Annotated in this window: 9 protein-coding genes and 2 pseudogenes; 8 read left to right on the forward strand and 3 right to left on the reverse strand. The window is 63.3% G+C overall.

Features of this window, described 5'->3' with window-relative positions:
• Positions 1-145 (forward strand): annotated as a pseudogene (locus ABS769_RS00005) (IS5-like element ISCARN85 family transposase); the annotation flags it as partial.
• 68 nt (positions 146-213) lie between these two features.
• Here ABS769_RS00005 and ABS769_RS00010 read toward each other — a convergent pair.
• Positions 214-2,301: a bifunctional DedA family/phosphatase PAP2 family protein gene (locus tag ABS769_RS00010; RefSeq protein WP_317059738.1), complete on the reverse strand. Its 2,088-nt coding sequence runs from the start codon at positions 2,299-2,301 to the stop codon at positions 214-216.
• Positions 2,302-2,463: 162 nt separating this feature from the next.
• Between ABS769_RS00010 and ABS769_RS00015 the strand changes: the two genes are divergently transcribed.
• The 4 genes from ABS769_RS00015 (at position 2,464) to ABS769_RS00030 (ending at position 6,394) form a co-directional block, all read left to right on the forward strand.
• Positions 2,464-3,123: a serine/threonine-protein kinase gene (locus tag ABS769_RS00015; RefSeq protein WP_006448836.1), complete on the forward strand. Its 660-nt coding sequence runs from the start codon at positions 2,464-2,466 to the stop codon at positions 3,121-3,123.
• Between the two features lie 206 nt (positions 3,124-3,329).
• Complete coding sequence (locus tag ABS769_RS00020; RefSeq protein ID WP_317059739.1) at positions 3,330-4,145, forward strand: SDR family oxidoreductase; 816 nt, start codon at positions 3,330-3,332, stop codon at positions 4,143-4,145.
• Positions 4,146-4,362: 217 nt separating this feature from the next.
• On the forward strand, positions 4,363-5,343 hold the full coding sequence (locus ABS769_RS00025) for a YiiG family protein (RefSeq protein WP_317059740.1): 981 nt from the start codon (positions 4,363-4,365) through the stop codon (positions 5,341-5,343).
• A gap of 109 nt (positions 5,344-5,452) precedes the next feature.
• Positions 5,453-6,394 (forward strand): YiiG family protein, encoded by a 942-nt coding sequence (locus ABS769_RS00030; protein WP_317059741.1) that lies wholly within the window; start codon positions 5,453-5,455, stop codon positions 6,392-6,394.
• A gap of 578 nt (positions 6,395-6,972) precedes the next feature.
• On the opposite strand, the gene ABS769_RS00035 is transcribed toward ABS769_RS00030, so the two are convergent.
• Positions 6,973-7,845: an ion transporter gene (locus ABS769_RS00035; protein ID WP_317059742.1), complete on the reverse strand. Its 873-nt coding sequence runs from the start codon at positions 7,843-7,845 to the stop codon at positions 6,973-6,975.
• A gap of 72 nt (positions 7,846-7,917) precedes the next feature.
• On the opposite strand from ABS769_RS00035, the gene ABS769_RS00040 reads away from it, so the two are divergent.
• Positions 7,918-9,138 carry an acetylornithine transaminase gene (locus ABS769_RS00040; RefSeq protein WP_317059743.1) on the forward strand — a complete coding sequence of 407 codons (1,221 nt, stop codon included), beginning with the start codon at positions 7,918-7,920 and terminating at the stop codon, positions 9,136-9,138.
• 65 nt (positions 9,139-9,203) lie between these two features.
• Here ABS769_RS00040 and ABS769_RS00045 read toward each other — a convergent pair.
• A pseudogene (locus ABS769_RS00045) lies at positions 9,204-9,612 on the reverse strand (hydrolase); the annotation flags it as partial.
• Between the two features lie 278 nt (positions 9,613-9,890).
• On the opposite strand from ABS769_RS00045, the gene ABS769_RS00050 reads away from it, so the two are divergent.
• Entirely contained in the window at positions 9,891-11,501 is a 1,611-nt protein-coding gene (locus ABS769_RS00050) for a flavin monoamine oxidase family protein (RefSeq protein WP_317059745.1), read from the forward strand.
• Positions 11,498-11,926: a c-type cytochrome gene (locus ABS769_RS00055; protein WP_317059747.1), complete on the forward strand. Its 429-nt coding sequence runs from the start codon at positions 11,498-11,500 to the stop codon at positions 11,924-11,926. The genes ABS769_RS00050 and ABS769_RS00055 overlap by 4 nt, the downstream gene beginning before the upstream one ends.
• Positions 11,927-11,981 lie beyond the last annotated feature (55 nt).

Here is an 11,981-nt window from a genome sequence, read left to right on the forward strand (position 1 = left end):
GTACAAGCGGCGCAACGAAGTAGAGAGACTGTTCCGTCGCTTGAAAGGCTACCGCCGGATTTTCTCGCGCTTCGACAAGCTGGATGTCATGTTCCTTGGATTCCTCAGCTTCGTCCTAGTCGTTGATGGGCTTCGGATGTGTTAACAGGCCCTAGCAGCTCTTATCTACAGGACTGCGCGTTTTCCAGCCGATCGCTGCTGTTACCCGATCGATCAACGACGCTGTTGTGACGGATCCGATGCAGTCGAATCGGACCCTGTGGTTTCCGTCTGCGGTGCGGCATTGTCTTTGTCCTCTCGCCGCACCGCATTTCCGGAAGTGCTGTCGATCAAGATCACTGGTACCTGCGAGCGCCGACGCTGTTCGACGCGATGCGGCAATGGGCCGAGTGCTTCACGCAATGCGCTTAGCGCCGGGTCCACGCCACGCAGCGGATACCACAGCCCGATCAGGCTGAAATGGCGGCTGTAGCGCAGCGTCTGGGTGCTGCCCACCCACAGTGGTTGCGCGTCTGGTTGCAGGCGAGCCGCTGCAGGCCACAGGCGCAGCACATGCACATGGCCGGGCGCGGCATGACGCACCATCAGCAGCGCTTCGACCTGTGTATCCAGCGTGGCCGGCAGGATCGGCACCTCGTCCGGGCGGCCGCTGACATCGAGCAGATGCAGCGCTTGCTCCCAACCGGCCTGCGGTTGCACCCGCCAGCCGCGCGCTTCGAGTTGGCGCTGCAGCGGTGCGAGCGGGCCGGCCAGTTGCACGTCCAGCGGCCAGCGCTGGTCGTCGTCGAATTCGTTGCGGCGTGCCGGCAGCAGGCGCCACTGGCCGTCCCACCAGTCGCTGGCGGGCAACTCCATCAGCAGCGGCGGCGGCGGTTCGAACTTGGCCAGTTTGGTTTCCAGATTGCGCGGGGCAAACACGATCGCACAGGTCAGGAATACGCCGTAGAACATCCACGACACCGGCTTGACCCAGAACGCGCGCGTGGCGCGGCGTCGGTAAGCGATGCCCAGCACCAGCAGCCAGAAGATGCCGAACAACATGCCGCCGACCACGTCGCTCAGCCAATGCGCGCCCAGGTACAACCGTGCAAATCCAATGAGCGAGACGATTGCGCCGCTGACCAGATACGGCCACACCCGTCGCCGGCCCGGCAGCTCGCGCGCGATCAGCAATGCGAAGAAGCCGAAGCCAATCGTGGCCATGGTGACGGCCACCGACGGAAACCCGAATCCGCTGCTGGCTGCCGGCGGGCGCACCACCTGCACGGTGGCGCCCAGCAACTGGGTCAACGCCAGGCCAAAGGCCAGCGCGATCACCCAATGCGCCACCGCCATCCAGCGTTGGCGCCAGGCCAGGTAGCCCATCGCTGCGGCGATCGCCGGCAGCAGCACCTGCCAGTCGCCCAGCGAGGCCAGCGCCACCATCGGGTAGTCGGCCAGCGGGTTGCGCAACGCCAGCATCAGATCGTGCACGGCCAGGTCCACGCGCAGCGGCTCGCCATGCGCCAGCACCACCATCAGTAGCACGAACCAGCCCCAGCCCAGCAACAGCAGCATCAACGCCATCATCGCCAGCGGCACCGACTCGCGACGGCGCGGGTCGAACACGCCCACCGACCAGTTGCCCAGCACCGGATGCCGATGCGACCACTCCAGCAGCCGCGCAAGCAGCGCATCCAGATGGCCGGCCGACCAGCGATACGAGTACAGCACCACCGCCCAGGCCAGCCCGATCACCGCGACCAATAGCGTAACCACCACGAACAAACGCCCCGCCACCGCCGCCACGGCATCGTAGGCGGTGCCCAGCACCCAGCCCGGCACCAGAAACAGCAGCGCCCACGAGATGCAGGCCAGGCCGCTGGCAAACAGATAGCGCTTGAACGGCATGTGCGACATGCCGGCGATGGCCGGCACGAACGGCCGCACCGCGCCCACGTAGCGGGCGATCAGAATGCTCTTGAAGGCATTGCGCCGGAACAGCAGCTCGCCGCGTTCCAGCAATTGCGGATAGCGGCGAAACGGCCAATAGGTGTGCAGCTGGTGACCCCAGCGATGGCCTACCCAGAAGCTCAACGCATCGCCGACGAACGCGCCCAAGGCCGCGCACACCATTGCATACGGGCCGTTGATCTGGCCGAGCCCGATCAGCACGCCGATGGCAAACAGCAACGGCAGCGCCGGCACGATGGCGCCGAGCACGATCACCGCATCGCAAAATGCGATGGCAAAGATCACCACGCCAGCCAAGGTGGGGTGGTGTCCGATCCACTCCAGCGTGGCGTCGATCCATGAGTTCATTGCCGAATTATAGGTGGGCGTGGCGACGAGGGGACTTGCGCCGTCATCACATCGGCCTGCCTGCTTCACCTCAGGTTGCGAGCGGGCAACGTTGCACGCTTGTGTGACACGCAGGCAACGCGCGCTGTGTGGCGAGGCGGACGGCCCGCCTACAATGCAGGGATGAGTGACGATCCCGCCGGCCATCTGCCGCTGAAGTCCGATACCTTCGGGCGCATCCTGTTGATCCGCGAAGGCGATCGCGTGTTCGTGCGACGCGACCTGAGCGTAGCGCCGTGGTTGTTGCGCGGCGTGGCCTGGTGGTTGGCGCGACGCGAAGCCCTGGCCTTGCGTCAGCTGGATGGATTGCCGCGGACGCCACGGCTGCTGCGCTGGGATGGACGCCAGCTGGATCGCAGCTATCTGGCCGGCGATGCGATGTACCAGCGCCCGCCGCGCGGCGATCTTGCTTACTTCCGTACCGCACGCAAGTTGCTGCAGCAGCTGCACCGCTGCGGGGTGGCGCACAACGACCTGGCTAAAGAGGCCAACTGGCTGGTGCAGGACGACGGCAGCCCGGCGGTGATCGATTTCCAGCTCGCGGTGCGCGGCAATCCCCGCGCGCGCTGGATGCGTCTGCTTGCCCGCGAGGATCTGCGCCATCTGCTCAAGCACAAGCGCATGTATTGCCCGGCCGCCATCACCCCGGTGGAACGCCGCGTGCTCAAGCGCACCTCGTGGGTCCGCGAGCTGTGGTTCGCCACCGGCAAACCAGTCTATCGTTTCGTGACCCGCCGCGTGTTGCATTGGGAAGACAACGAGGGGCAGGGGCCGAAGCCTTGAAGTGCCGGGATTAGGGAGTTGGGATTGGGGATTCGTAACGGCGCATGGCTTGGTTTGTGGCGTTGGTCGAGCGGAGGGGCGAAGGCGATAAGCTTTTGCGAATCCCGAATCCCGAATCCCGAATCCCGAATCCCGAATCCCGTGCCGTTATTGCTCGAGCTGTAAGCTCACAAATCCCCAATCCCCAATCCCCAATCCCCAATCCCATGACCTTAAACGGCAAAACCCTGTTCATCACCGGTGCTTCGCGCGGGATTGGCCTGGCGATTGCGCTGCGGGCGGCGCGCGATGGCGCCAATGTGGCGATTGCGGCCAAATCGGCGGTGGCCAACCCCAAGTTGCCGGGCACCATCCATAGCGCGGCCGAGGCGGTGACTGCGGCCGGTGGGCAGGCGCTGGCGCTCAAGTGCGATATCCGCGAAGAAGAGCAGGTGCGTGCGGCGGTGGCCGCGACTGTCGAGGCGTTCGGCGGTATCGACATCCTGATAAATAACGCCAGCGCGATCTGGTTGCGCGGCACGCTGGACACGCCGATGAAGCGCTTCGATCTGATGCAGCAGGTCAATGCGCGGGGGAGCTTTTTGTGCGCACAAGCGTGCCTGCCGCATCTGTTGCAGGCGGCCAATCCGCACATCCTCACCCTGGCGCCGCCACCGTCCTTGAACCCGGCGTGGTGGGGCGCGCATACCGGTTACACCTTGGCCAAAATGGGCATGAGTCTGGTGACCCTGGGGCTGGCCGCCGAGTTCGGCCCGCAAGGGGTGGCGGTCAACGCGCTATGGCCACGCACCGTGATCGCCACCGATGCGATCAATATGATCGATGGCGTGGATGCCGCGGCGTGTCGCCGGCCGGAGATCATGGCCGACGCCGCACATGCAGTGCTCACGCGCGAGGCGGCAGGATTTCATGGCCAGTTCCTGATCGACGACGAGGTGCTGGCCCAGGCCGGCATCACCGACCTGAGCGGCTATGCGGTCGACCCGTCGCGTGCCTTGCTGCCGGATCTGTTTCTCGACTGAGTGCGGCGAACATCGCAGCGCGCTTGGCTGGATACGGAGGGCGGCCGGGAATCGGCGTGCGGGGGTTCCGCGATTCTGAGGATCGATGTGGCAGACCAGCGGTCGCGCTTTCGAGGTGCAGCTGTCTTACGCCCGTCCTGCAGTGAGCACAAAAAGTTCACAGTAGGGTTTGTTATCGTGCGCGGCTGAAAACGTTTCCAACAGGGATGTACCGCGCGTGTCTCCGAAGTTCCGTGTGCTTTTCCTGGTGGCCTGCGTGTCCGTGCTGGCGACCGCCTGTGGCGGCAAGTCTCAGCAGCCTGCAACAGGTGCCGATACCAAGACGAATGAAGAGCAGCTGGATTCCTTGCAGGGCATCAACGCCAAGCTCGGCGCCTACATCGACTGCTTCAACCGCGTCAACGCGAAAGTGCACGCCGGCGCCAGGTACTACACCGGCTGGATGCAGGACCCGTTCGTCGGCCCGACCGGTCGCGAATCCGGCATGACCGGTCCGTACGATATCGACCACGACGACATGAAGCAGTGCGATGCGCCGGTCAGTGCGGCCGCTGCGGCGAAACCATCGCTGTCTGCATTGGATAAGGCGGCACGCGACTACCGCGCGGCATTGAAGGCGCTGCAGCCGATCAGTCACGCGGTGGCCGATTACTACACGCGGCAGGACTACGAAGACGACCAGTTCGCCAAGGGCAAACAGCTGCATCCGGAGTTGATGGATGCGCTGGCGACCTACGCCGATGCCAGTACCACCTTCAGCGCCGAACTGGACATACAAAACGACGCGGCGCAACGCGAAAAACTCAAGATGCTGGAGCGGGGCGAGGGCCGCAAGCGCGAGTACTACCGGCTGGCGATGATGCTCGACGCCAAGAAGATCGCCGATGCGCTGGAAGAGGATCAGTTCGACGTGCCACGTGTCACCGCGCTGCTGGACGGCTTCAACCGTCTCTCCGATGAGGCGCATGCCAAGGTGGCCGACCAAGAGCCGGGCAAGCTGACCTGGAACAGCTTCGAAACCGCTGCAGAAACCTTCCGCAGACAAGCCAAGGCGCGGGTGAAACGCGTGGTCGAAAAAACGCCCTATAGCAAGCTGGAACAGGGCTGGTTGAATAGCCCCACGCTGGCGCCCGAAGGCTCGTCGCGCAAGTTGCTCAACACTTACAACGCACTGGTGTCCGAAAGCAATCGTGAGTAAGCACTGCTGTCCTCAGCCATCGTTCGTGTGCCGGGCGATCGGCTGCGCCAGATGTCATTCGGCCGCACGCTGCGGCGCCACCTTCTTCAACCCATCAATGGAACGCAAGATGACCCATCAACTTCGTTATGCGCCGCTCGCCGCGGCGATGGCTTTCGCTGCGCTGCTTGCCGGCTGCCAGAAAAACGCACCCGCCGCCGCGGTGGAAGGCGCCGACAAGATCAACGCCTACATCACCTGCTTCAACGGCGTCGAGCAGCCGATCCATGAGAGCTATCAGCAATATATCGGCTGGATGCAGGACCCCGAGGCTGGTCCGACCGGCAAGGAAAGCGGTATCCATGCACCGGGCACGGTGCTCTCGCATCACGTGGACGAATGTGGCGCGCCGATGACTGCGGCGTTGGCGCAAACGCCGGCCAACCCCGAGCTCGACCCGGTGGCCAAGACCTATCAGGAACGTTTCACCACGCTCAACGAACGTATCGGGGAAGCGGTGCGCTACTACGACCGCGAGGATTATCTACGCGACGACGGCAAGGGCATGAAGGCGCTGCACGCGCCGCTGATGCAGGCCTATCAGGCATTCTTCGAAGCTGGCGAAGCCATGAATACCGCGCTTGAACATAATGAAGACACGCGTCGCCAGGCGCAGATCGATGCGATCGAAAAGGAAGAAGGCCGCAGCGCTTCCTGGTATCACCTGAAGATCATCGGCGAAGGCAAGCAACTGGTGCAGGTGCTCGACAACGACACGCCGGACCTTGCCGCAGCGCAGTCCCAGCTCGCGCGTTACCAAGGCATTCTGGAAGAGGCGCAGAAAGCCAAGGTCGGCCAGGGCGATGCGATGTGGGGCCACATGGAACGCTCCGCCGACAAGCTGGCGCGCGAGTCCGGGCGACTGGTCGAGCGTATCCGCACCAAGACACCATTGAACAAGAGCGAGCAGATGCTGCTGGAAAGCGGCTCGATGCCGCCGGGTGGCACACGCCAGGCAGTGCTGGCCAGCTACAACGATCTGATCGACATGAGCAACCGCATGTCGCATTGATGCTGTGCACGCGTCTCTGTCGCGTTGTGGAAGCGCATCGAACAGGTGATTGTGCAAGTTCCGAAGGTACCGCTATTTCGAGTAGTAGCTGACTTTAGATGTAGTCAAAAGTCCAGTCGGTCGAGGGCGCGGTGTCCTCACCGCTCGCGGGACACGCCGCAAGTACCTCCATGTAGGCTCGGTGGCGGCATCCATGCCGCCACACGGTCCCGCAATCGGTGAGGAAACCGCACCAGGACATTGGTCGGTAGCTGCGTAAAAAGCTGGCCGTCTCGCGAGTTGCATTGGCCTGCTGATGCGGGTCGCAGAATTACATGTGAGCCAGCAAAGTAGAAGCACGCCATGCATTGCTTGCACCACACACACCGACCATCTCGACGGGTCCTTGCCCGCTCACCGGCGCGGGACCTTACGCGGCATGGATGCCGCGTAAGAGCCTACATGGACGTACTTGCGGCGTGTCCCGCGATGGTGAGCGGGCAAGGACCCTGCAGCCAACCTACAGATCAGCCGCTCCACACCTGATCCACCCGCACTGCCCAACCACTCCAAACCACTCCAAACCACTCCAAGACAATTTAGCCGTTGGAGAGTTCCGGCAGCGGCTCTGCACATTGCCGGCAATACCGCGCATCCGGCGCATGGCCTTCCAGCCCGCAACGCGGGCAATTGCGGACATCGCGCTTGCCGGCGTGGCCGCCTTCGCGCAGCGTGCTGGCCAGTTCGGCGGTGTAGATGCCGGTGGGCACCGCGATGATGCTGTAGCCGATCAGGATCAAGGCCGAAGTAACGAAGCGGCCCAGCGTGGTCTGCGGCACCAGATCGCCGAAGCCCACCGTGGCCATGGTCACGATGGCCCAGTACATGCTGGTTGGGATGCTGGTGAACCCATGTTGCGGGCCTTCGATCACGTACATCGTGGCGCCGGCGATCACGGTGATGGTGAGCACAGTGAACAGGAACACCAGCACCTTGCGCCGGCTGCGCCAGAGCGCATCCACCAGTTGCCCGCTTTCCTCGATGTAGCGGGTGAGCTTGAGGATGCGGAACAGCCGCAGGATGCGCAGCACGCGGACCACCAGCACCGTCTGCGCACCGGGCACGAAGAACGACAGATAGCTGGGCAGGATCGACAACAGATCGATCAGCCCCCACACGCTGAGCGCATAGCGCAGCGGGCGCCGCACCACCGCCAGCCGCAATGCGTATTCGACGGTGAAAAGCACGGTGAACGCCCATTCCAGCGGCACCAGCCAGTGCGCCGAATGCGAATGGATGCGCGGCACGCTGTCGATCATGATCACCACCACGCTGGTGAGGATCGCCACCATCAGCATCAGGTCGAAGTTGCGCGAGGGGCGGGTGTCGTGCCGGTAGATGATGTCGAACCATTGCCGGCGCCAGCCGTCGTCGGTGGCAGGGGTAAGCTGAGGATCGGAGAAAGGGCGCATGCGCGCATTGTGCCGCAGGCCGGCGAATGCGCGAGAATGCAGGTTCTCCCTCCGCTTCTGCGACCCACCATCATGAGCACCGCTGCCGATTCGCCCCTGTCTCTCGCGCATTACTACCTGCCGGTCTACCGCCCGCGCCAGGTGGTGCTGGAGCGTGGACAGGGCAGTCGCGTGTGGGACGACCAGGGCCGCGAATATGTCGATCTGTCCGCCGGCATCGCGGTCAGCGGGCTGGGCCATAACGATCCGGATCTGATGGCTGCGCTCACCGAGCAGGCCGGCAAGCTGTGGCACACCAGCAACGTGTTCTTCAGCGCACCGCCGCTGAAGCTGGCCGAGGAACTGGTCACTGCTTCGCGTTTTGCGCAGAAGGTGTTTCTCTGCAACTCGGGCACCGAGGCCAACGAGGCGGCGATCAAGCTGGTACGCAAGTGGGCCAGCAGTCAGGGCCGCCCGGTCGACAAGCGCGTCATCGTGACCTTCCGCGGCAGCTTCCATGGGCGCACCCTGGCCTCGGTCACTGCGACCGCACAGCCCAAGTATCAGGAAGGCTACGAGCCGCTGCCCGGCGGCTTTCGCTATGTGGATTTCAACGATGTGGCGGCACTGGAAACAGCCATGGCGGCGGGCGATGTCGCTGCGGTGATGCTGGAGCCGATTCAGGGCGAGGGCGGAGTGATGCCGGCCGCGCCGGGCTTTCTGAGCCGCGTGCGCGCGCTGTGCGATCAGCACGGTGCACTGCTGGTGCTGGACGAGATCCAGTGCGGCATGGGCCGCACCGGCACGCTGTTTGCGCACTGGCAGGAGCAGGTGACGCCGGACATCGTGACGCTGGCCAAGGCGCTGGGTGGCGGCTTCCCGATCGGCGCGATGCTGGCCGGCCCCAAGGTGGCCGAGACCATGCAGTTCGGCGCGCATGGCACCACCTTCGGCGGCAATCCGTTGGCCGCCGCGGTGGCGCGCGTGGCGCTGCGCAAGCTGGCCTCGCCGCAGATCGCCGAGAACGTGGCGCGGCAGTCGGCTGCGTTGCGCGCCGGTCTGGAGGCGCTCAACGCCGAGTTCGGCGTGTTCGCGCAGATTCGTGGGCGCGGCCTGATGCTGGGCGCAGTGCTGGCGCCTGCGCATGCCGGGCAGGCCGGTGCGATTCTGGATTTTGCGGCCACCCATGGCCTGCTGTTGCTGCAGGCGGGGCCGGATGTGTTGCGTATCGTGCCGGCGCTGAATCTGACCGATGCCGAGCTGGCCGATGGGTTGGCACGTTTGCGCTTGGCGATTGCCGACTACACGGCGTAGTAGGGATGGCGTCCTGCGTCTTCTGCGCCATCGTGGCCGGCACTGCGCCGGCCAGCGCGCCTCTCCAGCAGGTGCCCCTGTAATAGCGGGAACGACGCCGGCAAGATCCGTTCGATCGCCTCGGCCATTAACCGGTCATTGTTGGTGAGCACTGCCACTGCCGTCTTGGCCGACACCGCCAGCACCTGTGCCATTACTGCTGGGTCCGCGCGGCATGCCGCCACGCGCGTGTCGATCCAGGTGGCGCGATCGATCACGCAGCCAAGTCCCTCGCAGAGTTGCGCCAGATAGGCCGGCGTGTCGATGACGCCGGCATCTCAGGCGCTCCAGGCCCTGCTCTAGCAACACCTGGCGCACCCGTTGCGGCGTGCATGCCGCTGCCGCAGCAAGTGCGGCCACACGGCGCGGCTGCGAGTAGCTGGCCAGAACGCCATTGAAGTCGAGCATTAGCAGGGATAGTGGTGCGGGCGGTATGTGCGCGCTCGTGATGTGGTCCGGCAGCGTCGACTGAGAGGCTGGCTGGCAAGCGTCTTTGTGACTATGACCAATCGGCGCAGGATGAGGAAGATCTTGTCCGCTCGCTTCGTTTACGTGGATGAGATCTACCGTTTGAGCGACCCATGCCCTCCGCGCGACGCATAAGGTCTGGGAACACTAATTATGTTGGGTCGATACCGCACTCAGGTATCGAGACCGATTTTGGGCCGCCGCCCGTTGTTTGGCAGGCCAGACTCATTGCACGGATAGAATGTATGCATAATAACCATGTTGGCGCGATGACGCGGCGGCAATTGCTGGCACGTATCGGCATGACCGCCGGTAGCTCACTGATGTACCAGGCGATGAGTGGCCTTGGTATGGCAGCCGAATCCAAGTTCACCGGGCCAATGAAGCTGGACGGCGACCCGAAAGGCACCTCGGTATTGATCCTGGGGGCAGGGCTGGCTGGCATGACCGCCGCCTTCGAGCTCCGCAAGGCCGGATATCGCGTACAGCTGCTGGAATATAATGACCGCCCAGGGGGGCGCAACTGGACGCTGCGTGGTGGCGACCGCTACACCGAACTTGGCGGTGCCACTCAACACTGTAATTTCGATAAAGACGAGTATTTCGATCCTGGACCCTGGCGCATTCCCTCGCACCACAAGGCGGTATTGAGTTACTGCAAGCAGTTCGGGGTAAAGCTTGAGGCATTTAATCAGGTCAACTTCAGCGCCCTGCTGCACAGCGAAATAGCCTTCGGCGGCAAGCCACAGCGCTTTCGCGCCATTGATGCGGATTACAGGGGGCACGTTTCCGAGTTGCTGGCCAAGTGCACCCAGCAACAGGCATTGGACAAGACCGTCAGCCGCGAAGATCAGGAACTGCTGCTCGAATCGTTGCGTGAATGGGGGGCGCTCGATAAGAATTTTGGTTATCTCAAGGGCATGCCGAGCAGCGAGCGGCGCGGCTTCGCGCATGATCCTGGTGGCGGTTTAGGCGGAAAGCCGGATTTCTCTGAGCCTTTTAGTGTGGAAGACGTCCTGCGGTCTCGTCTGTGGACCACGCTGGCAGCCGGCAGCACCAACTACGAAATGCAGACCACCATGTTCCAGGTGGTGGGCGGCATGGATCATATCGGCAAGGCATTCGCACGCCAGCTTGGCGATGTCATTACCTATAACGCCAAGGTCACCAGGATCGATCAGAACGGCAGCGGCGTACGCGTGTCCTGGCAGGACGCCGCGCGCGGCGGCGAAGAACGCACGGGCAGCGCCGACTGGTGCATCTGCACGATTCCGTTGTCGGTGCTCAGCCGTATCCCGGTCACCGCCAGCGACGCGATGACCACGGCGATCAGCAGCGTGCCATACGGGGCATCGGTGAAAGTTGCGCTGCAATTCAAACGCCGCTTCTGGGAAGAAGACGAGGCGATCTATGGAGGCATCAGCTATACCGACCTACCGATCTCGATGATAGGTTACCCCAGCCACGGGTATCACCGGTCGGGTAAGGGCGTGTTACTGGGAGCATATATCTGGAATATCAATGCTTACGACTTTACCTCGATGACGCCAGATCAGCGCGTACGCAAGGCGCTGGAGTACGGGGCACAGCTGCATCCGCAGTATCCGCGCGAATTTGAAAACGGCCTCGCCGTCTGTTGGAACCGGGTGCCGTTTACACATGGTTGCTACGGTATGTGGAATGATCAAACGCGTGCCGAGCATTACATCCCACTGTGCCAGATCGATGGGCGCCTGGTTTTGGCCGGCGAGCACGTTTCGTATCTACCGGCTTGGCAAGAGGGCGCGATTCTGTCGGCCCTCGATGTCGTGGACCGTTTGCACCGTAAAGTAATTTCTGGAGCAACACACGCATGACACTATTTCCACGCTTGGTAGCTGGCGCGTGCATGATCGCCTGGGGCTCGCTGTTAATGCTGTCGGATCTACCTCATGCGCAGGCGCAGGGCCCGGCGGGCGCACTGCGTCGGTCGGCTGTGCAGGGTCTTGCCAAGGCGTCTGGCAAGGAGGTCTATCAAGTGATCTGTCAAGGCTGCCACATGCCGGCCGGGCAGGGCGCACGGGGAGCGGGCGAGTATCCCGCACTTGCCGGAAATTCCAAATTGGCCGCTGCTCCCTACGTGACCATGATGGTACTCAAAGGGCATGGCGGAATGCCCGGTTTCGGCAGTACGCTCAATGACCGCCAGGTGGCCGAAGTGGTGAGTTATGTGCGCACCCACTTCGGCAATGATTATGGCGAAGTCGTGACCATCGACGACGTCAAGTCGCTGCGTCACTGATTTTCTCTCACGCAAGAATGTGCCATGTTCCGTCCAGTCACTGCAGTGCCAACCG

Source organism: Xanthomonas hortorum (assembly GCF_040279205.1).
Classification (GTDB): domain Bacteria; phylum Pseudomonadota; class Gammaproteobacteria; order Xanthomonadales; family Xanthomonadaceae; genus Xanthomonas; species Xanthomonas hortorum_F.